The sequence below is a fragment of the Kribbella sp. CA-247076 genome (genome assembly GCF_050942445.1).
Lineage (GTDB): Bacteria > Actinomycetota > Actinomycetes > Propionibacteriales > Kribbellaceae > Kribbella.
In genome coordinates this window covers 6,508,535-6,532,250 of sequence record NZ_CP192051.1, presented here as the reverse complement: position 1 = coordinate 6,532,250, position 23,716 = coordinate 6,508,535, and the positions used below count along the sequence as shown (strand labels likewise).

Here is a 23,716-nt window from a genome sequence, read left to right as displayed (position 1 = left end):
CCGGGAAATGGCTTGGTAGGTATTCTGGAAATGCTGCGGGTTACCCTTCGTTGACAGGGATTGTCGGCGGAAGGCTAACTGGTGGGACACGATTCTGCGGTTAGAAGTGATTTAACGGGAATGTAGTTCCGCGGGGGTTGCCGGGGGTGATGGGATCATTACTCCTGGTTCGTAGCGCGGTTGTGTGATCGTGTCGTATCGTCCAGTCATCGCCAGGCCTTGGTGGGGGTTCTGGTCTTCGAATCCTTTGTGTGCAACGAACTTCGGAGCTCGGATGACCATGGACGGTGCTGTCGTGGTGCCCGGAACCACCCAGGGTGCTCAGTGGGTCGATGACGTGTTGCTGGCCGGCCCGGCGGACGATATTTGTTTTCGGTTGCCGGATCCGGTGGACCGGGCAATGCTGCGCCGATTGGTGCGGGATCGCCAATCCGAACTGGCCGCCTCCGGTTTTCGCCCCGGTGGTGCCGCGGCTTTGAGGTTACCGCCGTCGATGGCGTTCGTGACGCATTTGCTGGCGGTCTGGCGCAGCGGCGGCCAGGCGATCCTGCTGGATCACCGGCTGACCGACTACGAGGTACGGCGGGCGATCGAGCGACTGGTCCCGCAGGTCGTGGTCTCGCCGGAGCGGCCGGTGCCGTCAGGGTTGCGTACGTTCGTCGAGGTCGAGACGGACGTGGCCAGCTACTCCGGTCATCCGGCCGGTACGACGCACGCCGTCGTACAGCTGAGTTCGGGGTCGACCGGGCCGTCGAAGGTGATCGGCCGGTCGGCGAAGGACCTGGTCGAGGAGGTCCTGCGCTACACGCAAATCGACGGCGTCCCGCAGCGCGGCGAGCGGCTGATCCTGCTGCCGTCGATGGTGCACGTGCTCGGACTGGTCGGCGGGCTGATGTACGGACTGCACGCCGGCGTCGAGTTGGTTCCGCCGGCCCGGCTCACGGGTGATGCGATCGTCCAGGCGATCGCGGCGGAGAGCACTCCGGCCACCGTGCTCGGGGTGCCGTTCCACCTCGGGCTGCTCGCGTCGGTGCAGGACCCGCCGAAACTGCCGCAGTTCAAGCGGATGACGACCGGCGGCGAGCTGGTGCCGGCCGCGGTGTCACAGGCGTTCGAGGCGACGTACGGCGTACCGCTCGGCAACATGTACGGGATGACGGAGGTCGGTGTCATCGGCACCGATCTGTACGGCGAGCATCGGCCCGCGATCCGCCCCGCGCCGGGGATCGAGGTCCGCGCGGTCGACGGTGAGCTGCACATCCGCCGACCGGAGTCGCCGTACCTCGGGCTGGTCGACCCGGCGCGCTGGGCGGACGGCTGGCTGCGGACGCGGGACGCCGGCGTGGTCGATCCGCAGACCGGGCTGGTCAGCATCAAGGGTCGACTGGACTCGCAGGTCTCGGTCGGCGGGATGAAGGTCGATCTGACCGAGGTCGAGTACACGCTGGGCACTCTGCGCGGTGTCGACGCGGCGGTCGTGGTGTTCGACGGCTCGATCACGGCGTACCTGCAGCTGAAGGAGCGCCGGGACATCAGCGTGCTGGAGACGGAGCTCGCGCAACAGCTGGCGCCCTACAAACGCCCGCGGACCGTGCGCATCCTCGATCAGCTTCCGCGCACGACGACCGGGAAACTCGTCCGGGACGTCACGATCCTGCGCAAGGCAGCGCCGTGATGTTCGGTCAGAAGTACGTCGGTCGTTGCTGCCGGCAACGCAACCGCGAGCACAGCCGCTTGTCCAGTCGGCAGATGAGCCACGGCGAGCTCAAGGTCGCCGTCGGAGGCAATCCGACTCGCTGCAAGGGCGGCGCCGTCCGATGGCATAGGAAGTGGAACGCACCGGCGGAGACCCGCCCGCCGCAAGCCCAGACCGAGCGCCTTGCCCACCGCCTCCTTCGCGGTCCAGAGGTGGAGGAAGGCGACCAGCTCGTCGGGTTGCCGTGCCATCCACTCCAGCTCGGACGGATCGAACCACCGCGCGGCCAGACCGCTGACCGCGCGCGGATACACGTCCTCGACATCCACCCCGACCGGTCCGGTCACCGCAGCTGCGACCGCGAGCAGGTTGCGGCTGTGGCTGATGCTCACGTCGAGGCCGTCGACGTACGGGCGTCCGGTCGCCTCGTGCCGCAGTACCGGCGAGCCGCCGACCAGCTCGGCGGCGAGGTCCAGCAGGAGGTTGTGGGCCGCGGCTCGTGGCTCGGCGCCGGCCGGCGCCGCCCAGACATGTACCGAATCACCCACGGAAAGAAGGTATCCCGATGAAGGACGAGGTTCGCGCTTTCGTCATCGCGCAGTTGCAGGACATGAACTACGACACCGAGGGGATCGACGACGACACCACGCTGGGTCCGGCCGGGGTCGACTTGGAGTCGCTTGCGCTCGCGGACCTGTCGGTACGGGTCGAGGACCGGTTCGGCGTCCGGTTCTCCGACGACGAGTCCGAGCAGTTGGCGCTGATGACGGTCGGCGAGTTCACCACCGAGGTGGCCGGCCGGGTAGCCCAGCAAGTCTGATGACCTCGACCCCACCCCCGCCCGGGCGGGACGACATCATCACCTGGCTGGCAGGCCTCGGCGAGCGGCCACCCGGCGCCGAACGGATCGACTCGATGGAGCTGGCCTGGCTGGTCCATCAGGTCGAGCAGCGGTACGGCGTGGAGCTGGCCGACGACCAGCTCGAGCGGATGACGACGGTCGACGACGCGGTCGCCGTACTGGCCGAGGTGCTGACGAGCCATGTCTGAACCCCGACCGGTCTCCATCACCGGCCTCTCCGTGCTCACCGCGCTCGGCCGCGGCCCCGAGGCACAGCTCGCCGGTTCGCCGGCCTTCAGCGAGGTACGCCGCTTCGACACCAGCAACCGTCGCGTGCACCACGCCGCCACGGTCGCCGATGTCGGCACGCTGGAGGAGGAGCTGGATCTCGCCATTGCCACTGCTTGCGGTCAGGCCGGCGCCGACCGCCGTACAACGCCCTTGTTGCTCGCACTGCACTCGGCCCCGACCTTCGACTTCGGCCAGCGACGCGTGTACACGAGCGCCTGCGTCTCAGCCAGTACGGCGATCGCGGATGCCGCGACGTTGATCCGCAGCGGCCGGGCCGACCGCATCGTCGTCGCGGCCGGCTATCTGGTCGAACCGGACCAGTACGCGCTGTTCGACGCCGGCCGAGCGCTGGCCGACGATCACGCCGTCCGACCGTTCAGCCTGAACCGCCGGGGTCTCCTGCTAGGTGACGGGGTGGCTGCGGTGGTTCTCGAGGCCGGCGACGGTCTCGCGGAGATCGTCGGCTGGGGTCGCGCCGGAGATGCGTACCACCCGTGCCAGCCGTCCCCCGACGGTCGAGGCCTGGCGACGGCCATCCGGACCGCACTCACCCGGGCCGGCCTGTCGCCCGACCTGATCGGCTACATCAACGCCAACGCCACCGGCACCACCTTCAGCGACGCCGCCGAGGCCGCCGCCATCACCACTGTCTTCGGCCGCCCATTTGATGGGTCAACCAGCCAAATGGCGGGTTCTACACCCGGATTCACGGTGGAGAACCCACAAGCTCACGGGTCAACCCACCAAATGGTGAACGGTGAGGCGAGCGGGCGCGGGTCGGGCCAGGGGCTCGAGGCGGGGCAGGGGCTCGGGGCGGGGCCGGTGGGTTCGGTGGGTTCGGGGGCGGTGGCTGGGCGGTCGGCGACGGGGGTGGCGGTGAGTTCTTCGAAGGGGGTGCACGGGCATGCTTTGGAGGCTTCGGGGTTGGTGGAGCTTGTGGTGACGGTGCAGGCGTTGCGGGGCGGGAAGTTGCCGGTGAATGCGGGGTTCCTGGAACCCGATCCGGACTGTCCGCTGGATCTGATCCTGGATGCGCCGCGGCCGGCGCAGTCGCCGTACGGGATGTCGTTGAACTCGGCGTTCGGTGGCGCCAACACCGCGTTGGTGGTGCGGGCGGGATGAGCGCGGTGTTGGAGATTCATGACCTGGTCGTGCTCGCGGAGGGCTACTGGCCGGAGCCGGACGACGACGTCGCGGCAGGGCCGCCCGCTCTGCCCGGGTTCGTGCTGTCGACGTTCAATCCGCTCGCAGCCGTCGCCGCCGATCGCTGCCTGACCAAGAGACCGCAGCCGCCCGACGGGATCACCGGGATCGTGCTCGTGAGTGACGGCGACCGGGTCAGCGCCGAGCACGTCCAGCAAGCCGTTGCCGACGGCAAACGCATCGGGCCGCTGTTCTTCTTCCAGTCGGTGCCGAACAGCGTCGCCGGCCTGATCGCGGCGAAGTGGGACCTGCGCGGACCGGTGGTCTGCGTGACCGACGGCGGGCTCGACGAGGCCGCCCTGCTGATCGGCGACGGTGACGCCGACCAGGTGCTGATCGTGGAGGTCCGGGCCGAGCAGGCAGCCGCCCGGATCGTGAGTGCGGGAGCCCGACCATGAAGAGTTTGCGAGCCCGGCTGGCGGCCGATCCGGCGATCGGCACCGGCAACGTCCTCGAGCGAGTGATTGCCCACGGCGCCGATCTGGACGGACCGGGGTTGACCTTCGACACCGCGGTCGACCACTACCCGGCCGAGCACCCGTTGACCCTCGGTGAGCTGGACGAACGCGTGCAGGCCCGCACCGCCTGGCTGCACGAGCACGGCATCGGGCGGCGGGACGTGGTCGCGATCTGGGCGACCGAGGCCCAGGACATCGTCCTCAGCTTCCTCGCCCTGAACCGGGTCGGCGCGATCCCGGCGCTGATGAACGGCAAGATGACCCCGGCGATCGCCGACGAGTTCATCCGCCGGCTGCGCGTCACCGCCGTACTCGCCGATGCTGCTCATCGCCCGCTCCTGCAGACCGAGGTGCTGGGGGAGCCGCGGGAGCTCGGCACCGGCGATCCCGCGAAGTCACCCGAGCACTACCGGCATCACGCCGACGACCCGGTCGTGATCACGCACACCAGCGGCACGACCGGCGTACCCAAGGCCGTCCTGCACACGCACACGACCTTGTACGCCGCTCTGAAGCACCTGCTCACGATGCCGCAGGCACAGGGCACGGACAGGATCCTCAACGCGCTGCCGATCCCGCACACCGCGACCGTCCTGATGGTCAACCAGGTCCTCGGCAACCGGGCCGAGATGCTGCTGCTGTCGAGCCAGGACGCACCCGGCGTACTGCGGCAGATCGAACGCTGGAAGCCGCGCGCGGTCTACGGCTTCGCGGTCACCTGGGCCGGTCTCGCCCGCGAGGACCTAAGCGCGCACGACCTGGACTCGGTGCGGATGTGGTTCAACACCGGCGACTGTGCGCACGAGCCGCACATCCGCAAACTCGTTGCCGTCGGCACCCGGGAGACCGTGACCAGGCAAGGGCGGACGACCGTCCGGGGTTCGCACTTCGTCGACGGTCTCGGGTCCAGCGAGATGGGTCACAACGGCTTCCACATCACGCACACGATCGACAGCGACCACTACGGCCGGTGCATCGGGAAGCCGTACCAGTTCGCCGAGGCCGCCGTCCTCAGCTCGACCGGCGAGGAACTGCCGCCCGGCAAGGTCGGCCTGCTCGGCTTCCGCTCGCCGTCGGTCTCGCCGGGGTACTGGAACGACTCGGTCAACACGTACCGCTTCCGCCTGAACGGCTGGTTCCTCACCGGCGACCTGGCGTACCGCGACGACACCGGCCACTACTTCCACCTCGACCGGATCCCCGACGCGGTCGCCGGCTTCGAGGGCCCGCAGCTGTTCACGTCGATGTCCGAGGAACGCATCCTCGCCGCCCTGCCCGACGTCGCCGACTGCACGGTCGTCATCGTCCAGGAGAACGGCAGGTACGTCGCCGACGTCATGCTGGAGCTGGATCCGGCCGCCGCGGACCGGGACCGCTCGGCCGAGGTGAAGGCCGCCGTCGGCGAGGACGTCGCCGCCATCGTCCGTACGGTGACTGCGGTCGCGGCGGACGACGTACCGGTCACGGTGACCGGCAAGGTCCGCAAGGTCGCACTGCGGGAGCAGCGGCTGACGGGAGCGGACGCATGAGCGCGCCCGCCGTCACGATCACCGGCATGGGCCTGCTGACCCCGGTCGGCCGAGGGCCCGACCAGGTGTACGACGCCCTGCTGCACGGCCGGTCCGGGATCGTCCAACCCCCGGCCGACCACCCGGTCGCGAACTCCGTCGAACTCGCCGGCATCCTCCCGCCGTTCGACCAGGGCAAGCTCGCGTCCGGCCCCGACGGCAAGGTGACGGACCGGACCGTGATCCTCGCCCAACTCGCCGCCGAGGACGCCCTTGCCGACGCCGGCCTGACCGTCGGAGAGAACGTCGACCCGGAACGCATCGGCGTGATCATCGGCGGAGTCGGCGGGATGGCGACCCTCGAGCAACAGGTCCTCGCCCGGGCGGAACGCGGTCGCGCGGCCGTCAGCCCGTACCTGCTGACCGGCATCCTGCCCAACATGCCGGCCGCTCGCGTGGCGATCCGGTTCGGTCTCCGCGGCTACACCTCGTCGGTCGGTACGGCGTGCGCCTCCGGAGCTCAGGCGATCGCGGACGGGGTCCGGCTGATCCGGTCCGGCGAGGCGGACGTCGTACTGTGCGGAGCGAGCGAGGCACCGCTGTTCCCGACGTTCGCGGAGACGTTCGCGAACGCGCGGGCGTTGGCGCGCGGGTGGGACGACCCGTCCGAGGCCAGCCGCCCGTTCGACCTGCGCCGCAACGGTTTCGTGCTGAGTGAGGGTGCCGCGCTCCTGGTGCTCGAGAGCGCGGAACACGCAGCCGCCCGCAACGCACCCGGCTACGCCGATGTCGTCGGCTACGGCGTCAACTCCGACGCGCATCACCCGACGGCACCGCGTCCCGACGGGGCCGGCGCCGCGGCGTGCATGCGACAGGCCATCAGAACAGTCGATCCGGCCCGGGTCGGTTACGTGAACGCGCACGGCACGAGCACGAAGCTCGGCGACGTCGCCGAGTCGGTCGCGATCGGGCTGGCGTTCGGCGACCACAGACCGGCGGTGAGCTCGACGAAGGCGTTGACCGGTCACATGCTCGGCACCTCCGGCGTGGTCGAGGCGGCGGCGACCGCCCTCGCGATCACCACCGGCCTGGTGCCCCCGACGTACCACCTGGACGATCCGGACCCGGCGTGTCCGGTCGACCACGTCCGCAAGGACCCCCGCGACATCCGGCCGGAGTACGCGTTGTCGAACTCGTTCGGGTTCGGTGGCCAGAACGTGAGCCTGCTTCTCGGCGGCGCCAGTACTCCGGAACGGCGACACATCGACAGTGAGGTGAGGTTGTGATGGAGATCTACGGGATCGACCACGTGGAGTTGTACGTGGGAGACGCTCGGCAGGCGGCGTTCTACCTGGGACACGCGTTCGGCCTGCAGATTCACGGACAGGGTGGCCCCGAGACCGGGCTGCCGGACCAGCGGTCGCTGCTCCTGCGGGAGGACGCCGTACAGATCGTGCTGACGTCCGGCCTGGCCGCGGACCACCCGGCGGCGGCGTACGTGCAGCGGCACGGGGACGGCGTCGCGATCGTCGGACTCGAGGTCGACGACGCCACCGCGGCGTACGGCGAACTGGTGGCCCGGGGCGCGGACGGGCTGCGGGAGCCGGTCCGGTACGAGGCCGGCGACACCGCCGTCGTGGTCGCGGAGGTGGCCGGGTTCGGCGATGTGATCCACCGGCTGGTCGAGCGGCACGGGCCGCGGCACGAGTTCCTGCCCGGCCTGATCCACATCACCGAGCCGACCCGCGGGCCGGACGAGAAGCTGTTCAGCGAGATCGACCACCTGGCGATCTGCGTGCCGTCCGGCGAGCTGGAGCCGACCGCGAAGTTCTACGAGGACGTGTTCGGGTTCCCGCGGATCTTCGAGGAGTACATCGAGGTGGCCGGCCAGGGGATGGACTCGAAGGTCGTCCAGAGTCCGTCGAAGCACGTCACCTTCACCCTGATCGAGCCGGACCCGAGCCGCCGCCCCGGCCAGATCAACGACTTCCTCAGCTGGCACGCCGGCGCCGGCGTGCAGCACATCGCCCTGCGGACCAGCGACATCGTCGAAGCGGTCAGCACGCTGTCCGGCCGCGGCGTCAACTTCCTCGGTACGCCGTCGACGTACTACGACGCGTTGTCCGACCGGGTCGGCGACGTGGACACGCCGATCGAGGATCTGCGGGAGCTCGGCATCCTGGTCGACCGCGACCACTGGGGTCAGCTGCTGCAGATCTTCACCGAGTCGATGCACGTCCGGCGCACGCTGTTCCTCGAGATCATCGAGCGGCGCGGCGCGATGACGTTCGGCAGCGGAAACATCAAGGCCCTGTACGAAGCGAAGGAACGGGAGCTGGCGCATGCCGCTGGAATTTAAGCTGTCGGAGGAAGAGGTCGCACTGCTGCCGACCGACGAGGATGTTGCCTTCTACCACGAGCACGGCTGGTACCTGTCCAAGAAGCTGCTCACCGACGACGAGACCGAGGAGCTGGTCAACGCCAGCGAGCGGTACTACGCCGGCGAACGCGACCGGACCCTGCCGAAGGCACCGCCGAAGTTGGCCTACTGGGACCCGTCGAAGGGTGACGTCCAGCGGCACAACGACTACGTGCACTACGAGCACGACGCGCTGGCCAAGATCCTGCGCAAACCGCTGATCGGCGCGGTCGCCGCCCGGCTCGCGCAGACCGACGAGATCCGGATCTTCCAGTCCACGCTGATCTACAAGCCGCCGATCTCCGGCGAGCCGAGCAACATCGTGCCTTGGCACTTCGACAAGCACTACTGGTCGTCCTCGGCGTCGGACCGGATGCTGACCGCGTTCATCCCGTTCCACGACTGCCCGCCGGAGATGGGCACGATCACCATGGTCGACGGCAGTCACCGCTGGCGGGAGATCGGCTCCGACGACACCGTCGTCCGGCACTTCGCCGAACGCGACCGGTCCCAGCTCGACCAGATGCTGGCCGAGAACGCGGCGTACAACAACGCCGAGGTGACGAAGGTCCCGATCACGATCCCGGGCGGTCACATGAACTTCCACCACTGCCGCACGTACCACGGCAGCGGCCCGAACGTCAGCGACCGTCCCCGCCGGGCGATCTCCCTGCACCTGCAGGACGGCGCGAACCACTACCGCGAGTTCCCCCTGTCCGACGGCACGCTCGCCGCCTACAACCACGACGTCCTGGTACGCCGTACCGCCGAAGGCCACCCGGACTACGCCGACCCCGACTTCTGCCCGACCCTCTGGGCCAACCGTTAAGGAGCCGCACATGTCACGGTACGACTGGGGTCAGACCCATCCCGGCATCGAGCAGTTGGAGAAGGCGGTCTCGGAGGCCCGCGACAAGGTGGTCCAGCACCCGCTCTACGCGAACCTGGACACCCACGAGGCACTCGTCACGTTCATGGAGCATCACGTCTTCGCAGTCTGGGACTTCATGTCCCTGCTCAAGTCACTGCAGCGTGAGCTGACCTGTGTGACCGTGCCGTGGATCCCGACCCCGCACCCCGGCAGCCGCCGGCTGATCAACGACATCGTCATGGTCGAGGAGAGCGACGAGCTCGGCGACGGCTTCATCAGCCACTTCGAGCTCTACGTCAACGGCATGAAGGAAGCCGGGGCCGACACCACGGCCATCCAGAAGCTGATCCACCTGCTCCGGGACGGCGCGCCGGTGGTGACCTCGCTGCGAGAGGCCGGCGTACCGCAGGCGTCGGTCGACTTCGCCGCCACCACCTGGGACATCATCGAGAACGCGCCGGTGCACTGCCAGGCGGCCGCGTTCGCGTTCGGGCGCGAGGACCTGATCCCGGACATGTTCACCCAGGTGGTCGCGGTGAACGAGCGGTCGAACAGGCTCAACACGTTCGTCGACTACCTCGAGCGGCACATCGAGGTGGACGGCGAGCAGCACACCCCGATGGCGATGCAGATGGTCACCGACCTGTGCGGGGACGACCCGGCCAAGTGGGAGGCCTGCGCGAACACCATCAACACTGCGCTCGCCGCCCGCGCCCGCCTCTGGGACGCCATCCTCGCCGCGGTGAAGGGCTGAGCCATGAGCGGCGTCGATCTCTACCGGACTGTGCGGCTGATTCGTCGGTTCGAGGAGCGGGCGATCGAGTTCGTCCGGTCCGGTGAGATCGTCGGCGGGATCCATCCGTACATCGGGGAGGAGGCCGTGGCGGCCGGGGTGTGTGCGGCGCTGCGGCCCTCCGACGTGATCACGAGCACGCACCGTGGACATGGGCATGTGCTGGCTCGCGGGGTGGATCCGGCGCGGTTGCTGGCCGAGCTGATGGGCCGGGAGACGGGCCTGAACAAGGGCCGTGGCGGTTCGATGCACGCGGCCGACTTCGGGCTCGGCATCCTGGGGGCGAACGCGATCGTCGGCGCGGCCGCATCGATCGCGACCGGCGCCGCCTGGGCGTACGGCCGGCAGGGCCGGGACACCGTCGCGGCCACGTTCTTCGGTGACGGCGCGATGAACGAGGGCATGCTGCTGGAGGCCTTCAACCTGGCCGCGCTCTGGCGGGTGCCGGTGATCTTCGTCTGCGAGAACAACGGCTACGCCACCACGATGCCGGTCGCCTCGGCGGTGGCCGGCAGCATCACCGGGCGCGCCCGAGCGTTCGGCATCCCGGCCTTCACCGTCGACGGGCAGGATCCGGAGAAGGTGCTGGCGGCAACGGCCTCGGCCGTGGAACGGGCCTGCGCGGGGAAAGGGCCGACGTTCCTGGAATGTACGACGTACCGCTTCGATGCTCACCACACCTTCGAGCACCGGACGCGGCTCACCTATCGCTCGACCGAGGAAGTCTCCGCTGGGTGGTCGCGGGACCCAGTGGAGATCCAGGGCGCACGACTGGCCGCCGCCGAGCGCGCGGCCGTCGATGCCGAGGTCGAGGCCCTGCTCGACGCGGCGGCCGGGGACGCGCTGGGCAGCGCCCATCCCGACCCGGCCGCCGCCCTCGAGTACCTCTACGCCTCCCCGGAGGTGATGCGGTGAAGCTGTCCTACCTGAAGGCGCTCAACCGGGCGCTGGGCGACGCGATGGCCGACGACCCGGCGGTCTTCCTGCTCGGCGAGGACATCCGGGTGGCCGCGTCCAACCTGACCGCCGGTCTGCTCGGCCGGTTCGGTCCGGAGCGGGTGCTGGACACGCCGCTGTCGGAGCAGGCGTTCACCAACTTCGCCACCGGTGCGGCGCTGGCCGGGATGCGGCCGGTGATCGAGTTCCAGATCCCGTCGCTGCTGTTCCTGGTGTTCGAGCAGATCGCCAACCAGGCGCACAAGTTCTCGTTGATGACCGGCGGCCAGTGCACGGTCCCGGTGACGTACGTCGTACCGGGCTCGGGCTCGCGGACCGGCTGGGCCGGCCAGCACTCGGACCACCCGTACACCCTGTTCGCGCACGTCGGCGTGAAGACCGTGGTCCCGGCCACCCCGGCGGACGCCTACGGCCTGCTGCGCTCGGCGATCCGGGATGACGACCCGGTCGTGGTGTTCGCGCCGTCGGGAGCGCTCGGCATCCGGGACGACCTCGACTTCACCACGCTCGCACCCGCGCCGCTCGGCGTCGGCCGGGTCGCCCGGCCCGGGTCCGACGTCACGGTCGTTGCCCTCGGCCACCTGGTGCAGGACGCGCTCGTGGTCGCCGACGAGCTGGCCGGCCAGGGCATCTCGGTCGAGGTCTTCGACCCGCGGACCGTGTACCCGCTCGACGCGGACGGCCTGACCACCTCCCTGGCGAGGACGCGCCGGCTGGTCGTGATCGACGACTCCAACCGGACCAGCGGGTTCGCCGCCGAGATCCTCGCGGTCGCGGCCGAACGCTGCACGCTCGACTCCCCACCCCGCCGGGTCACGAGGCCGGACGGCGCCGTACTGCCGTTCGCTCTCGCGCTGGACCGGGCGGTCCAACCCGGCCGCGACCACCTCATCGCCGCGATCCACGCCGTACTGGAGAAACCATGACCGACCTGTGGCCCCGCTTGTCCGAGGACGTCCGTACGGCGCTGGTCGCGCGCGGAGTCGAGTCGTGGCAGCAGGTGTACGACGGGGTCGCCACGCACAACAAGGAGTGGCGACCGCTCCGGCCGCCGATCATGGCGGCGTCGGCGTACGACGCGATGACCGGCATCTCGGCGACGGTCGCGCGGCTGATCGTGGACGCGTGTCTGCGCCGGGCAACGACCGCGGGGGAGTTGCGGCAGGCACTCGGGATGCGGGTCGACGCGATCGACCTGCTGGACGAGGACTTGCCGCTGACCGAGGACCTGATCGGGGGAGTGCGGGCGGACATCCTGCTGGCCGGCGGGACGCCGTACGTGGTCGAGGCCAACATCGACAGCGCGTTGGGCGGCGCACACGACTCCGACGGGGTCGCGCGACGGTTCCTGGCGGCGTACGAGGGGGATCCGGTGCTCGACGGAGTCGGGCTGACCACGCCACCGTCGGCTGTGGACGCCCGCTACGAGGCTGTGCGGTCTGCGCTCGACCTGACGGGTGAAGATCGGCTGGCGATGCTGTTCACCACCGGCGGCACGTATCCGGGCTCGCAGGACGGGCAGGCGATGATCAAGCTGCTCGAGCCGTTCAGCGAACGCGGTCGCGAGCTCGGGCTGGACATGCGGGTGTTCCCGGTCGAGTGGCTGAGTTTGGACGACTCGGGCCGGCCGTGCGTGGACGACGGTCCGATCGACGCCGTACTCCGGATGTTTGTCCCGCAGGGCACGACGCCGAGCGCCGGCCTGGACGCGTTGGCGACCGCGGTCAAGACCGGAGCGGTCCGGATGTTCACCGCGTCGGCCAGTTGGCTGCTCGCGAGCAAGTCGATCTTCGCGTGGCTGTGGGACGACCTCGACCAGCTGTCCGCCGAGGACGCTGAGGTGGTCCGGCGTCATGTTCCGCAGACGTTCGTGCTGTCGGCCGGACTGCGTCCGCGGGCCGTCGCGAACCGGACCGGCTTCGTCCTCAAACCGTCCGGCTCGTACGGCGGAGTGGGTGTCGTCGTCGGGCCGGAGGTGTCGGCGCACGACTGGGAGGCGGCCCTGGACGCGGCGATCGCCGAAGGTGGGTATGTCCTGCAAGCCCATGTGCCGGTCGATCGGCTGACCATGCAGTTCATCGAGGTGGCGACCGGCGAGGTGCATGAGGCTGACGTCCCGTTCTGCATCGCGCCGTACCTCTTCGGCGGCACCCCCGCCGGCGCCTACCTGCGCTTCGCCACCCCCGGCGCCGGCCCCGTGGTCAACGTCGGCCAAGGCGCCCTGACCAGCGGCCTGCTGCTGAAGAGGTAGGCCGGGGACCGAAGGACAGGACGTATACGCCCACTGAACGCCCACCGCCGCTTCAGTCCACCGCAGATCGGGGGCGGACATGGGGTACCTCCTGTCCGTCGGTACCAGCTAGCGGCAGAAGGGCCGGAAGCGGGCCAGATCGCTGTCCAGCCTGGCGATCCGCCGGAACCCCCAGGTGTCCACGCCCGGGCAGTCCACTTCGTTGAACACCCGCGCGGCCAGGTCCCGGAGCCCGCGGGCCAGCAGGGCGTATTCGAGATGGTCGGGATCGAGGTCGTAGGCGCCGTACTCGGTGACGAACTTCTCCAGGTGCTCACCTTCCGCGGCGATCCAGACGTCGTGTTCGCGCGGGCCGATCACCGCCTGCTCCCAGTCGACGATCGCGGCGATCTCGCCGGTGCCGTCCAGGATCAGGTTGGCGCCGTGGAGATCCAGGTGGCACACGACCTGCCGGACCGTCTTCGTCCGCGCGCGGTCGATCGCGCGCTCGAGCCGGTCGATGCTCGCGACCAGTACGTCGCGGCGGTCTGCGATCCATGGATGGTCGAGGATCTCCCGCAGCGGCCAGATCGCCGGCTCGTCCATGGTGGCCGCCGGGAGGTCGATGCCTTCGAGGGCGTGCACGCGCTTCAGCGCCCGCGCTGCCGGACGCCAGTCGTGGTGCGTCGCCAACCGCCCGTGGACATACGGAAAGACGGCGTACGGTTTGCCGTCGGCGATCGCGTGGAGTCGGCCGGCCGTCGTCCGGATGGGAGCGGGTACGGGCAGGCCGGTGGCAGCGAGAGTGCGCAGCAGGTCGAGGTCCTCAGGGGTCCCGCGGCGCCAGACCTTGACGAACCACCGAGAGTCCGCGACCCAGCCGTCGCTGTTGAATCCGCCGGGATGCGGCCGGATCTCCTCAGCGGCGATGCCGTAGTCGCGCGTCAAGTCCGACGCTTCGATCAACCGCAGGCACCTCCCCGAGTTCAGCGCTCAGCGTACCGACGCCAGGTGGCGAGCGAGGACTCGGAGGGTTTCGGTGGTGGCTATGGCGTCGCTGCGGGCGTTGCCGTGGCGGCCGTCGGAGCTGTAGAGGCCTGGGTCGGTCGAGAGGGGGTGGTCGGTGAGGTTGACGTGAATGGTGCCGAGCTTCTCGGCGAGGGCTGCGGTGCGGGTGGACAGGGTGCGCATGCGTTGGCGGAGACCGGGGCGGAGCCACTCGACGACGGCCGGGCTGTAGGAGACGTCGAACATGCCCAGCGTGATCACGTCGGCGCCGGCGTCCTGCAGCGTGGTGATCATCGTGGTCAGTTCGCGGTCGACCCGGTCGGGGTCGTAGGTGGCCGGGAAGGCGTCGTTGCCGCCGCCGACGACCAGGGCGAGGTCGGGGCCGAAGGCAACGGCCGGCTCGAGCTGGGTGGCCAGGATCTCCCGGGTGCGCAACCCGCTGACCCCGAGGTTGAGGTAGTCGAGCGGCTGGACGGCGCCGAGTTCAGCGGCGATCCGGTCGGCCCACTGCAGCTCGCTGTAGCCGTCGACGGGCTCGCACAGACCTTCCGCGACGCTGTCGCCGAGTACGGCGAACCGTCGCCACGGATGGCCGGCCAGCAACTCCGCGCTCTCCCCGGGGCGGAGGCAGTAGGGATCGTCGGCCTCGTTCACGCGGCCTCCAGCGGCGTCGGGGCGGGATTGTCGAGGATCCGGCCGGGCCCGCGCCGGACCAGTGGGTAGACGCTGACGATCAGGCAGGCGATCCCGCAGCCGATCAGCGCCGGGATCAGCCCGAAGCCGCTGACGAGTTCGCCGGCCAGCAGCGCGCCGAGCGGGAGACCGGCGAACGACGAGGCCGCGACCAGGCCGATCACCCGCGCCTGCAGGTTCGTCGGCACATGCTCGTACAGCACCGCGCCGAACACCGGGTTGATCGCGGCGATCCCGATCCCGGACAGGAACGTCACCGCCATCACCAGGACGAGATGGTCACTCAGCCCGAGCACGAGCAAGCGCGGGCTGCCCCCGATGAGTGCACCGATCGCGAACGTCAGGTACCGCGGCACCTTGGTGGCAAGGACGGCGAAGCCGATGCTGCCGAGCAGGGCACCGGCCGAGAACGCGCCGAGGGTCAGGCCGAGTCCGGCCGGTGAGCCGAGCTCCTCCGCGACCCAGAGCGGGATGAACACCGCCGTGCTCGCGCTGGCGAACACGTTGATGGTGAAGGTGGTGATCAGCATCGTCGCGAGCAGCGCGTCCCGGCGTACGAACGCGAAACCCACCGCGAGCGAGCGGAAGTACTTGTCCCGGCGGGCCTCGATCGGGGCGTCCGGCGGACGGACGAAACCGGCGACCAGCAGCCCGCACACCACGAACGTCGCGGCGTCGAGCCACAGCACCGAGGCCGCGTCGGTCCAGTAGATGAGCAACCCGGCCAGCGGGGCGCCCAGCAAGGTGGCTCCGCGAGCGAATGCCTCGTGCAACGAGGTCACCCGGATCAGCGCGACCTCGGCGGCCTGGGCCATCGGTCGTACCAGCAACTCCTTGGATCGGTCCGCTACCCCACGCAGCGCACCAGCAATCGCCACCAGCAACAGCAAGGTCGCGAAGCCGAGCTCGGTGGTAGCCGCGATCGCGGCTACAGCTACCGCGCTGGCGAGGTTCGCGATGATCGAGGCCGCGCGGGCGCCGAGCCGGTCGATCACCGGGCCGCCCATGATGCTGGCGACGATGTACGGCACCATCTCGACGGCCGCCACCAGCCCCATCCGGGCCGCACTGCCGGTCGTCACCAGCACGAGCCACGGGATGGCCACCATCGACACCCGGCTGCCGACCGCCGACAGGACGTCCGCGGCGAACAGTACAACCAACCCCCGCCTGGGGGTCATCGAGACCTACCGATCATGATTCCCCCTCGCCCCGGCTGCCGAGGCCGGGTGCAACTCGGCATGAAGCTTGCGCAGAGCAACCTTGTCGACCTTCGCGATCCGGGTCAGCGGCAACCGGTCGACGAAGTCGATGGACGCCGGCGCCCACATCTCGTTCAGCGTGTCGGTCACCAGCTGCTGGAGACTCTCCGCGGACACCGGCCGCCGCGGTACGACGAAGGCGTGCACGGCCTCGCCGACGACCGGATCCGGTACGCCGATGACCGCAGCCGTCCGGACCGCCGGATGCGTGGCCAGCACGTCCTCGATCGGGCGGCAGAAGATCGCCCAGTTGCGCCGGGTGGTGACGATCATGTCGTGCACCCGGTCGACCAGGAACAGGTAGCCGTCCTCGTCGACGTACCCGAGGTCGCGGGTCCGCAGCCAGCCGTCGACCAGCGTCTCCGCGGTCAGCTCGGGCTTGTTCAGGTACCCCGCGAACGTGAGCTTGCTCCGCACCCACACCTCGCCGGTCTGTCCCGGCTCGAGCACCTTCCCGTCGTCGTCCCGGATCTCGATCCGCACGTCGCCGTACGGCGTACCGGCCGACGCCAGCCGCTCGGGGTGGGCCGGGTCCTCGGTCAGCCCCGGTTGCGCGGTGACGACGACGGCCTCGCTCAGCCCGTAGACGATCCGCAGCACCGGACCGAACCGCGCGATCGCCTGCCGCAGGCGCGCCGGCGTGGCCGGCCCGGCACCGACGTTGAGCATGAACAGGCTGCTGCAGTCGACGTCCTCGCCACCGGGATGGTCGAGCAGCTCGTAGAGCATCGGCGGGGTGACATAGGTCGAGGTGATCCTCTCCGCCGGGACGATCCGGTAGAACTCGTCCGGTGACCAGGTGTCGGTGAGGAACAGCACCCCACCGGTGAACAGGTTGAAGAAGCTGGTGATTTGCCCGCTCGCCAGCCACAGCGGCGAGCCCGAGTAGTGCCGCAGCAGCGGGAACCCGTTGGCGACGAAGGCCGCGGCCAGGTCGAGGATCTGCTCGTAGAAGCTCTGCGTGTGGTGCACCAGCTTCGGGTCACCGGTCGTCCCGCTGGTCTGCAGAACCGAGTCCGGCGCCGGCACCGCCGGATCGATCCCGTACGGCGCCCCGCCCGACGTCGTCGCCAGTTCGGTCAGCGTGAAGGCCGGCATCGGCGCGAGCGACTCGGCCAGCTCGGCACCCAGTCCGCCGTCGTACACGAAGGCGTCGGCGTCGGCGAGAACGGCGAACCGGTCGATCTCTCGGCGCGACGTGATCGGCGCGCACCACAACACCCGGCAACCGTGCAGGTGGAGCGCGAGTTGGAGCGCCGGCGCGTCGAAACAGTTGGCCGCCATCACCAGCACCCGGGCGCCCGGACGGATGCCGGCGTCCCGGACCGCGGCCGCGATCCGCAGGACGTCGGCGATCAATTCACCGTACGTGGCGGACCGGTCACCGCGTGCCAAGGCAGGCCGCCCGGAGAATTCCCGGAACAGCGCCAGGGCGCGCACCACGTAATTGTTACTGTTCCCGGGCAGGACGAATTCAGGCGGCATTCCGGCACCCTCACAACTGACGCGAGTCCTCGACTCCGGCCCCCCAGCCGTCCCTGTGACTGTACTCGATCCGCGCCGCCCGCAGGGTGAAGGAATACCCTAGCGATCCGGGTGCGGAACCGGTCCGCTAACCGCTGCCGGTGCACGTCCGGAAATCGCCGCCGAATGCCTTTCCGTTGCATTGACCGGATTAGTCGGGGCGTATTACGTTCCGTCCGCCATCCGATTCCGCCAGGAGGTCCGTCCATGCATATTTCCAGCAGCTGGCGCGCGGTCGCGGTGACCGCCGCGCTCACCTTGGCCGGCTCCGGCCTGGCCGGTGCGAGCTACGGCGGTGACCACCGCGACGACGAGTGGGTCGGCACCTGGGCGACCGCGGTCACCCACGGCAACGCCTCCGGCTCGACCCACGTCGGCCTGACCGACCAGAGCGTCCGGCTGGTGGTCCGGCCGACCGTCGGCGGCGACCGGATCCGGATCCGGCTGTCGAACATCTACGGCGAGAAGACCGTCACCGTGGGCGCCGCGACCGTGGCCAAGCCCGACAGGTCGACGCCGGAGCTGTCCGACATCGACCCCGCTACCCTGCGGACGTTGACGTTCAACGGTGCCGGGTCGGCGTCGATGGTCAAGGGCAGCGAGCTGCTCAGCGACCCGGTCAACCTGCGGCTGGGCAACCTCGACGACCTCGTCGTCAGCCTGTACTTCCCGGAGAACACCGGCCCGACCACGTTCCACGGCTCCTCGATCCAGGACAACTTCGTCGGCCCGTCGAACCTGGTCACCCAGCCGGGCGGAGCGGCGTACACGCTGACCCGGCGCTGCTGCTGGTTCTTCCTGTCCGGGGTCGACGTCGAGACGGACAGGTCGGCCGGGTCGATCGTCGTCCTCGGCGATTCGATCACCGACGGCACCGCGAGCACCTTCAACGCCAACAACCGCTGGCCCGACCAGCTCGCGGAGCGCCTGATCGCGTCCGCGGGCCGGCGCGACCAGGTGCCGAGTGTGCTGAACGCCGGTCTGGCCGGCAGCCGGCTCAACCACGAGGGCAGCGAGCCGTCCGACAACGGCGCGTTCCCCGGGTTCAACGAGGTCGGCGTGAACTCGCTGGCCCGGCTGAACGAGGACGTGTTCGCGCAGACCGGCGTACGCACCGTCATCACCGAGTTGGGGATCAACGACATCTGGATGTCCGACGACTCCGCGGCCGAGATCATCGGCGCGCTCCGGCAGCTGAACGCGCAGGTCCAGCAGCGCGGGTTGCGCAGCCTGGTCAGCACGATCACGCCGTTCGAGGGGATGGGCGGGACCGACAGCTGGACTCCGGCGAAGGAGGCCACCCGGCAGGCGGTGAACAGCTACCTGCGGTCGAGCAAGGAGTTCGACGGCGTGCTCGACTTCGACAAGGTGCTGCGGGACCCGGCCGCGCCGAGCCGGCTGAACCCGGCCTTCGACTCCGGCGACCACATCCACCCGAACGACGCCGGCTACCAGGCGATGGCAGCTTCGGTCCCGCTCAAACTGGTGCGCTGACCGCCATGACTCGGACCGCGAACGAAATTCTCGCCGCCCTCGGTTCCGAGCAAGGTCGCCGTGATCCGATGCCGCTCTTCGCGGAGCTGCATCGGATCGGCCCGGTCTGCCGCCTCGAGCCGGGCAGTTCGCCGTACGCCGTGGTGGTCAACGGGTACGACGCCGCCCAGGACGCACTGAAGGACACCAGGTTCCACCGCCTGCTCACCGCCGACCCGGATCCGCAGGACTCGGTCCTGCGCCGGCTCGGCGGGTCGATGATGTTCCGCAACGAGCCCGATCACCTGCGGATGCGCAAGGTCTTCCAGGCCGTGCTGACACCGCGCCGTCTGGCCGGGTTCGAGCCGGTGGTCGACGACCTCGTCGCCGAGCTGCTGGACGACCTCGGCAAGGCGGGGTCGAACCGGCAGCAGGTGGACTTCGTCGACTTCGCCTACCGGTTGCCGATCACCGTGATCGGGACGTTCCTGGGCATCCCGCGCTCCGACCTCGGCTGGTTCCGCGACCGGACCCAGCGGATCGACGAGTACCTCGACCTCGGGGGGAAGGAGCCGGAGAAGCTGGACGCGGCGAACCAGGCCGCCGACGAGCTCAACGCCTACTACGCCCGGATGATCGCCCACCGCCGGATCCGTCCGCGCGACGATCTGGTCGGTTCGCTGGTGCACGCGCTCGACTCCGGTACGTCGGGGATCGACGAGCAGGAGCTGATCGACAACCTGCTCGTGCTGGTCAACGCGAGCTTCGTGACCACGATGAACCTGCTGACGAACGGCCTCGAGCTGCTGCTGGCCGAGCCGGCACTCGTCGACGCTTTACGCGACGATCCCGGGCTGGCGTCGGACTACGTCGAGGAGATCCTGCGGCACCAGAGCTCGGTGCAGCTGATCAGCCGGCAGGCGTCGACCGACATCGACCTGGCCGGCGAGTCCGTCGCCGCGGGCAGTCTGGTGCTGATCCTGCCGGGCGCCGCGAACCGCGATCCCGCCAAGCACGCCGACGCCGACGCCTTCGATCCCGGCCGGGACGATCTGCAGCACCTGTCGTTCGGCGCGGGGCCGTTCTACTGCGTCGGGGCCGCGCTGGCCCGGATGGAGGGGCGGGCCGCGTTCGGGCAGCTGTTCCGCCGGTTCCCCGGTCTCCGGCTCGCGAGCGAACCGGTGCGGAGCCGTAGCTTGCTGCTGCGTGGACACGAGTCCATGCCGATCCGATTGGGGTGATCCCATGCCGTTGGACCCGCAGGTCGAGGCCATGCGTGCCGAACGCGCGGCCAACGACGTACCGCAGCTCTACACCCAGACGCTGGCCGAGGCCCGGGCCGCCGACCTGGCGTCGATCCAGGCCGCCGGCGGTGTGGTGGAGGAGGTCCACCACGTCGAGGACCTCGTCACCGGGGACGGGCTGCCACTGCGGCTCTACCGGCCGGATCTCGACGGTCCGCTGCCGACGCTGATCTACTTCTTCGGCGGCGGCTGGACGCTGGGCAGCATCGAGACCGCCGACGGCATCAGCCGCAAGCTGGCGAACGCCGTTCCCTGTCAGGTCATCACGGTCGGCTACCGGCTCGCGCCGGAGAACCCGTTCCCGGCCGCGGTCCACGACTGTCATCACGCCACCCGATGGATCGCGGAGCACGCCGACGAAGTGCAGGCGGATCCGGATCGGCTGGTCGTCGGTGGCGACAGCGCTGGTGGGAACCTCGCCGCCGCGGTCACGTTGCTTGCCCGGGACAACGGTCCGGCCCTGGCCGGCCAGCTGCTGGTCTACCCGAACACGCTTTACGGCTCGGACACCATCTCCATGCGCGCCGGCGACGATCCGTACCTCTTCAACAAGACCTCGGTCGGCTGGTACTGGGATCATTACCTGACCGACCCTGCCGACGGGCAGAACCCACTGGCCTCACCGCTCCTGGCCGAATCGCACGCGAATCTCCCGCCCGCGCTGGTGATCACGGCCGAGTACGACCCGCTGCGGGACGAGGGCGAGTACTACGCCGAGAAGCTGCACGCCGCCGGGGTCCCGACCACCCTCAGCCGGTACGACGGGATGGTGCACGGCTTCTTCGCCATGTCGGGCATCCTCGACGGCGGCCGACAGGCGATGGTCGAGGCCGCCTCCTGGCTGGGTGGGATCTTCAAGGATGGTTGATACCTTCGACGGGTACGAACAGGAGGCGGCCGCCGTGCTACCGGCCGCCGTTCGTGATTTCGTTGCCGGCGGCAGCGGTTCGGAGACCACCCTGCGACGCAATCGGACCGCCTTCGACTCGGTCACGTTGACGCCTCGGGTGCTGGCAGGCATCGACGAGCCGGACACCACCTGCACCGTCCTCGGCTCCACCATCGCCCTGCCGACCCTGGTAGCCCCGATGGCCTACCAACGCCTGCTCCATCCCGAGGGTGAACTCCTGCTTGCCCGAGCAGCCGCCGACGCCGGAATCCCCTACGTCATCAGCACTTTGAGCAGCTTCCCGCTGGAGAAGATCGCCGCCGAGGCGCCTTCCTGGTTCCAGCTCTACTGGCTGCGCGATCGCGAGTTGCTGACCTCCCTGGTACGCCGTGCCGAGGACGCGGGCTGCACCGCGCTGATGGTGACGGTCGACGTCCCGGTGATGGGTCGCCGGCTGCGCGACGTACGGAACGCGTTCGCGCTGCCCGAGGACGTGGTCGCGGCCAATCTTGTCGACATGACGACAGAGGCACACGTGGCTGTCCCGGGGCTGTCCGCGGTGGCCGCGCATACGGCGTCCGCCTTCGAGCCGGCGGTCTCGTGGCGTGATCTCGAGTGGCTCCGCGGCTCGACCGAGCTTCCCTTGGCGGTGAAAGGGGTCCTCGATCCGCGTGATGCTCGCCGGGCTGTGGATGCCGGTGCCGTGGGCGTCGTGGTCTCCAATCATGGCGGCCGGCAGTTGGACGGTGCGATTGCGTCGATCGATGCCCTCGGCCCCGTTGTCGATGCGATCGGCAATGACTGCGACGTACTGCTGGACAGTGGTGTCCGCAGCGGCATCGATGTGGTGAAAGCGCTGGCGTTGGGCGCGTCCGCCGTACTGGTCGGGCGGCCGTTGCTGTGGGCGCTGGCGGTGGACGCTGCCGACGAGGCGTTTGGGGTGCTGCGGCGTGAGGTGCGGGACGCGATGCTGCTGGCCGGGTGTGCGGATCTGGCCGCGGTGGCCGGGCTGACGACGGGGAGAGCGTGATGGCCGACCTGAGACTGACCGAGTTGCACGGTTCGCTGACGGACCGGGCGCTCAACTCGATGAACTTCCTGAACGAGATCTCCCACCACCACCCGGACGCGATCTCGCTGGCCGCCGGACGCCCGACCGAGGAGTTCTTCGATCTCGGCGACGTGCACCGCTACCTCGACCTGTTCGCCGGGCACCTGCGTGCCCAGGGACACGACGACGAGGCGGTCAGGCGGACCATCCTCCAGTACGGCCGGACCAAGGGCATCGTGCACGACCTGGTCGCCAGCAACCTCGCCGTCGATGAGGACATCCACGTCGACCCCGAGGCGATCGTGATCACGGTCGGCTGCCAGGAGGCGATGGTCCTCACGCTGCGCGCGTTGCGTGCCGGTCCGGACGACGTACTGCTCGCGATCTCCCCGACGTACGTCGGCATCACCGGCGCCGCCCGTCTGCTCGACTTCCCGGTCCTGCCGGTGACCGAGGACGACGACCTGGCCACGGTGGTGAAGGCGGCCCGGGCGGACGGGTTGCGGCCGCGGGCGTGCTACGTGATGCCCGACTTCGCCAACCCGTCCGGGCTGAGCATGGACCTGGACACCCGGCGGCGGCTGCTGGAGGTGGCCGCCGAGCAGGAGTTGTTGCTGATCGAGGACAACCCGTACGGGTTGTTCCCGGCCGACGGCGTCGACCGGGTCCCGACGCTCAAGGCGCTCGACACCGAACGCCGGGTCGTCTACCTCGGCTCGTTCGCCAAGACCGGACTCCCCGGCGCCAGGGTGGGGTACGTCGTCGCCGACCAGACAATCGAGACGCCGGACGGAGCCATCGGTCTGCTCGCCGACGAGCTGTCGAAGATCAAGAGCATAGTCACCGTGAACACCTCGCCGGTCGCCCAGGCCGTGATCGGCGGCAAGCTGCTCGCGAACGACTGCAGCCTGGTCGCCGCGAACAGGCGGGAGCGCGCGATCTACGCCGCCAACCTGCGGGCGATCACCGACGGACTGGCCGCGCGGTTCCCCGGCGGCGAGGTGACCTGGACGGTGCCGGCGGGCGGGTTCTTCGTGGTCGTCACCGTGCCGTTCCCGGTCGACGACGTACTGCTGGAGAAGTCCGCGCACGAGTACGGCGTGCTCTGGACGCCGATGAGCCACTTCTACGACGCCGGCCCGCCGATCCACGCCCTCCGGTTGTCCTGCAGCTCGGTCACCCCGGACCAGATCGACGCCGCCCTCAACCGCCTGGCCGCCCTGATCACCGACCAGCTGCCGTAAC

General features: G+C 69.6%; 23 protein-coding genes. 18 read left to right on the top strand and 5 right to left on the bottom strand.

The window, feature by feature from the left end; translation table 11 throughout:
• Window positions 1–493: 493 nt before the first annotated feature.
• A complete protein-coding gene (locus ACQPYZ_RS30990; RefSeq protein WP_433162328.1) occupies window positions 494–1,675 on the top strand; it encodes a class I adenylate-forming enzyme family protein in 1,182 nt (393 codons plus the stop codon).
• On the opposite strand, the gene ACQPYZ_RS30985 is transcribed toward ACQPYZ_RS30990, so the two are convergent.
• A complete protein-coding gene (locus ACQPYZ_RS30985) occupies window positions 1,606–2,244 on the bottom strand; it encodes a 4'-phosphopantetheinyl transferase family protein (RefSeq protein ID WP_433162326.1) in 639 nt (212 codons plus the stop codon). The two genes, ACQPYZ_RS30990 and ACQPYZ_RS30985, sit on opposite strands and share 70 nt — an antisense overlap.
• Before the next feature lie 17 nt (window positions 2,245–2,261).
• Between ACQPYZ_RS30985 and ACQPYZ_RS30980 the strand changes: the two genes are divergently transcribed.
• Genes ACQPYZ_RS30980 through ACQPYZ_RS30925 form a run of 12 tightly spaced genes read left to right on the top strand, consistent with a single transcriptional unit; the run spans window position 2,262 to window position 13,288 of the window.
• Window positions 2,262–2,516 (top strand): acyl carrier protein, encoded by a 255-nt coding sequence (locus ACQPYZ_RS30980; protein ID WP_137259095.1) that lies wholly within the window; start codon window positions 2,262–2,264, stop codon window positions 2,514–2,516.
• A complete protein-coding gene (locus ACQPYZ_RS30975; RefSeq protein ID WP_433162323.1) occupies window positions 2,516–2,746 on the top strand; it encodes an acyl carrier protein in 231 nt (76 codons plus the stop codon). The genes ACQPYZ_RS30980 and ACQPYZ_RS30975 overlap by 1 nt, the downstream gene beginning before the upstream one ends.
• The gene (locus tag ACQPYZ_RS30970) at window positions 2,739–3,950 is read left to right on the top strand and encodes a beta-ketoacyl-[acyl-carrier-protein] synthase family protein (RefSeq protein ID WP_433162321.1); all 1,212 of its coding nucleotides are present in this window, start codon (window positions 2,739–2,741) and stop codon (window positions 3,948–3,950) included. The genes ACQPYZ_RS30975 and ACQPYZ_RS30970 overlap by 8 nt, the downstream gene beginning before the upstream one ends.
• Window positions 3,947–4,429, top strand: coding sequence for a beta-ketoacyl synthase chain length factor (locus ACQPYZ_RS30965; RefSeq protein WP_433162320.1), 483 nt, complete (start codon window positions 3,947–3,949; stop codon window positions 4,427–4,429). The genes ACQPYZ_RS30970 and ACQPYZ_RS30965 overlap by 4 nt, the downstream gene beginning before the upstream one ends.
• A complete protein-coding gene (locus ACQPYZ_RS30960) occupies window positions 4,426–6,018 on the top strand; it encodes a class I adenylate-forming enzyme family protein (protein ID WP_433162318.1) in 1,593 nt (530 codons plus the stop codon). The genes ACQPYZ_RS30965 and ACQPYZ_RS30960 overlap by 4 nt, the downstream gene beginning before the upstream one ends.
• A complete protein-coding gene (locus ACQPYZ_RS30955; RefSeq protein WP_433162317.1) occupies window positions 6,015–7,283 on the top strand; it encodes a beta-ketoacyl-[acyl-carrier-protein] synthase family protein in 1,269 nt (422 codons plus the stop codon). The genes ACQPYZ_RS30960 and ACQPYZ_RS30955 overlap by 4 nt, the downstream gene beginning before the upstream one ends.
• Window positions 7,283–8,356 (top strand): 4-hydroxyphenylpyruvate dioxygenase, encoded by a 1,074-nt coding sequence (gene hppD / locus ACQPYZ_RS30950; RefSeq protein WP_433162316.1) that lies wholly within the window; start codon window positions 7,283–7,285, stop codon window positions 8,354–8,356. The genes ACQPYZ_RS30955 and hppD overlap by 1 nt, the downstream gene beginning before the upstream one ends.
• Window positions 8,340–9,245: a phytanoyl-CoA dioxygenase family protein gene (locus ACQPYZ_RS30945; RefSeq protein WP_433162314.1), complete on the top strand. Its 906-nt coding sequence runs from the start codon at window positions 8,340–8,342 to the stop codon at window positions 9,243–9,245. Before hppD ends, ACQPYZ_RS30945 begins: the two co-directional genes overlap by 17 nt.
• Window positions 9,246–9,255: 10 nt before the next feature.
• Window positions 9,256–10,041: a DUF3050 domain-containing protein gene (locus ACQPYZ_RS30940; RefSeq protein WP_433162312.1), complete on the top strand. Its 786-nt coding sequence runs from the start codon at window positions 9,256–9,258 to the stop codon at window positions 10,039–10,041.
• Between the two features lie 3 nt (window positions 10,042–10,044).
• On the top strand, window positions 10,045–10,995 hold the full coding sequence (locus tag ACQPYZ_RS30935) for a thiamine pyrophosphate-dependent dehydrogenase E1 component subunit alpha (protein ID WP_433162311.1): 951 nt from the start codon (window positions 10,045–10,047) through the stop codon (window positions 10,993–10,995).
• Entirely contained in the window at window positions 10,992–11,963 is a 972-nt protein-coding gene (locus tag ACQPYZ_RS30930) for an alpha-ketoacid dehydrogenase subunit beta (RefSeq protein ID WP_433162310.1), read from the top strand. The genes ACQPYZ_RS30935 and ACQPYZ_RS30930 overlap by 4 nt, the downstream gene beginning before the upstream one ends.
• Entirely contained in the window at window positions 11,960–13,288 is a 1,329-nt protein-coding gene (locus ACQPYZ_RS30925; RefSeq protein WP_433162308.1) for a hypothetical protein, read from the top strand. The genes ACQPYZ_RS30930 and ACQPYZ_RS30925 overlap by 4 nt, the downstream gene beginning before the upstream one ends.
• A 108-nt stretch (window positions 13,289–13,396) precedes the next feature.
• Here ACQPYZ_RS30925 and ACQPYZ_RS30920 read toward each other — a convergent pair whose 3' ends face one another.
• From ACQPYZ_RS30920 to ACQPYZ_RS30905, 4 genes are read right to left on the bottom strand one after another with little or no spacing between them, the layout of a single operon-like run.
• Window positions 13,397–14,233: a phosphotransferase enzyme family protein gene (locus ACQPYZ_RS30920; RefSeq protein ID WP_433162307.1), complete on the bottom strand. Its 837-nt coding sequence runs from the start codon at window positions 14,231–14,233 to the stop codon at window positions 13,397–13,399.
• A gap of 27 nt (window positions 14,234–14,260) precedes the next feature.
• Window positions 14,261–14,929, bottom strand: coding sequence for an SGNH/GDSL hydrolase family protein (locus tag ACQPYZ_RS30915; protein WP_433162305.1), 669 nt, complete (start codon window positions 14,927–14,929; stop codon window positions 14,261–14,263).
• Window positions 14,926–16,149: an MFS transporter gene (locus ACQPYZ_RS30910; RefSeq protein WP_433162304.1), complete on the bottom strand. Its 1,224-nt coding sequence runs from the start codon at window positions 16,147–16,149 to the stop codon at window positions 14,926–14,928. The genes ACQPYZ_RS30915 and ACQPYZ_RS30910 overlap by 4 nt, the downstream gene beginning before the upstream one ends.
• A gap of 6 nt (window positions 16,150–16,155) precedes the next feature.
• The gene (locus ACQPYZ_RS30905) at window positions 16,156–17,715 is read right to left on the bottom strand and encodes a class I adenylate-forming enzyme family protein (protein WP_433162302.1); all 1,560 of its coding nucleotides are present in this window, start codon (window positions 17,713–17,715) and stop codon (window positions 16,156–16,158) included.
• A 246-nt stretch (window positions 17,716–17,961) separates the two neighbouring features.
• On the opposite strand from ACQPYZ_RS30905, the gene ACQPYZ_RS30900 reads away from it, so the two are divergent.
• From ACQPYZ_RS30900 to ACQPYZ_RS30880, 5 genes are read left to right on the top strand one after another with little or no spacing between them, the layout of a single operon-like run.
• Complete coding sequence (locus tag ACQPYZ_RS30900) at window positions 17,962–19,248, top strand: SGNH/GDSL hydrolase family protein (RefSeq protein ID WP_433162300.1); 1,287 nt, start codon at window positions 17,962–17,964, stop codon at window positions 19,246–19,248.
• A 5-nt stretch (window positions 19,249–19,253) separates the two neighbouring features.
• Window positions 19,254–20,468, top strand: coding sequence for a cytochrome P450 (locus ACQPYZ_RS30895; protein ID WP_433162298.1), 1,215 nt, complete (start codon window positions 19,254–19,256; stop codon window positions 20,466–20,468).
• A 4-nt stretch (window positions 20,469–20,472) separates the two neighbouring features.
• Window positions 20,473–21,399 carry an alpha/beta hydrolase gene (locus ACQPYZ_RS30890; RefSeq protein WP_433162296.1) on the top strand — a complete coding sequence of 309 codons (927 nt, stop codon included), beginning with the start codon at window positions 20,473–20,475 and terminating at the stop codon, window positions 21,397–21,399.
• The gene (locus tag ACQPYZ_RS30885; RefSeq protein ID WP_433162295.1) at window positions 21,392–22,450 is read left to right on the top strand and encodes an alpha-hydroxy acid oxidase; all 1,059 of its coding nucleotides are present in this window, start codon (window positions 21,392–21,394) and stop codon (window positions 22,448–22,450) included. Before ACQPYZ_RS30890 ends, ACQPYZ_RS30885 begins: the two co-directional genes overlap by 8 nt.
• Complete coding sequence (locus ACQPYZ_RS30880) at window positions 22,450–23,715, top strand: PLP-dependent aminotransferase family protein (RefSeq protein ID WP_433162292.1); 1,266 nt, start codon at window positions 22,450–22,452, stop codon at window positions 23,713–23,715. The genes ACQPYZ_RS30885 and ACQPYZ_RS30880 overlap by 1 nt, the downstream gene beginning before the upstream one ends.
• Window position 23,716 lies beyond the last annotated feature (1 nt).